The organism is Alkalibaculum sporogenes (genome assembly GCF_009362815.1).
GTDB classification, from domain to species: domain Bacteria; phylum Bacillota; class Clostridia; order Eubacteriales; family Alkalibacteraceae; genus Alkalibaculum_A; species Alkalibaculum_A sporogenes.
This window is the reverse complement of record NZ_WHNX01000079.1, coordinates 1-1,487: the sequence shown is the minus strand read 5'-3', so window position 1 is coordinate 1,487 and position 1,487 is coordinate 1. Positions and strand designations below refer to the sequence as shown.

1 protein-coding gene and 2 tRNA genes are annotated in these 1,487 nt (G+C 33.9%); all 3 read right to left on the bottom strand.

All coding sequences use genetic code 11. The features are described from left to right. Nucleotides 1-163: 163 nt before the first annotated feature. A tRNA-Arg gene (locus tag GC105_RS16605) sits at nucleotides 164-240 on the bottom strand. 126 nt (nucleotides 241-366) lie between these two features. Further along, nucleotides 367-441: transfer RNA gene (locus GC105_RS16600), tRNA-Gly, on the bottom strand. A 168-nt stretch (nucleotides 442-609) separates the two neighbouring features. Beyond that, nucleotides 610-1,179, bottom strand: a complete 570-nt coding sequence (locus tag GC105_RS16595; RefSeq protein WP_152807052.1) for a hypothetical protein — start codon at nucleotides 1,177-1,179, stop codon at nucleotides 610-612. Nucleotides 1,180-1,487: the final 308 nt, after the last annotated feature.

Sequence of the window (1,487 nt, the reverse complement as noted above, 5' to 3'; positions counted from 1 at the left end):
AGCACCAGTCTGCTCTGTCGCATAGTCTCCTTCGCAGGTCGTCTCTTCAAATTATACATTTAGTATATTTTGATGTCTTCGACAACTTTCCTCTTCCCTCTCAGGGTTCGAGTCCCTCGGTTACATCAAAGAAAGCCACCTCTTTACATGAGGTAGCTTTCTTTGGCGCGCCCTGAGGGACTCGAACCCCCAACATTTTGGTTCGAAGCCAAACGCTCTATCCAATTGAACTAAAGGCGCGAATTACATCAACAAAATATATTTTAGCATTTTTAAGATTTATTAGCAATTTATTTTTTTTTAGCAGACTCCTGGTTCATTGTATTCGCATTAAAAAAATCTCCTAAGAGATTGAGAGTTTGAAATTGGAGCGAAAGACGAGATTTGAACTCGCGACCCTCGCCTTGGCAAGGCGATGCTCTACCACTGAGCCACTTTCGCATAAATGTATTAAGTTATAATTGTGTTCGACAAGTATTGTGTAATACTTTAGTTTGCCGTACTAAGTGATTCACGAAAAAATCTTCGATTTTTGGTTCTCTACTAGCTTGTACAAATATTATCAACGTTTATTATTATAGCATATACTCAAAATAAATCAAGTAAAAATTATTGTTTTTCTTTAAAATAATCGTATACTAATACACGTCTATTCTTAGTACTTTTGCTATATGAGCTTAGATATAGCTTCCCATTTTTTGTAGTCCCTTTATAAATTACCTCAACAGTATCTCCATGCGGTTTTTCCTGAACTGTGGTAAATGTGATTGTCTTATTATTAATTTCATATTCTCCCTTTGGAGCATCTTCTAATCTATTGTCGATCCAACTCAAAGCTTCTTCTGGCGGTATATTAGTAGACACAGTAATTACCGAATAATCTTCGTAAAGCTTTATGTATTTAAAATATGTATCGAATTTAACATAATAAATTCCATGTATGTCTTTAATATCATCAGATCTTAACGAGATTTTAGTACTTTCTGACTCAACTTTAACGCTTATAATATTTACTTTCACGAATCCATTATAAGCATCGTGATATATCTTATGATGTTCCTGATACTTTTCTAAAGATTTTACTATAGCTTCTTGATCATATTTATAACTACCAGTAAATATTATTAATATAAGACTACAACATAGGATTACAGTGAGTATATTCATTTCTTTATTCATGTTAACCTCCTAAGAATAATGTAAATTGATTTATATATTCTTATGAGATTTATTAACTTTTTAACACTGTTAATTAGTACAAACTTAAATTAGTTTTTAGTCATATTAAAGTAATGATATGATATGCATTTAGCATATTTGAATGGCTTGCCACCATTCCTCTTCCTTCTCAAGCTTCGATTCCTGCCATCCTTATGCACCAATAAAAGCACCCTCACGTAAAACGCAAGGGTGCTTTTTGCGGATGACAGGAAGAATGCTCCGCATTCATTGCTCGGTCGCTAGTCTCCCTCACAGGTCGTCATTTT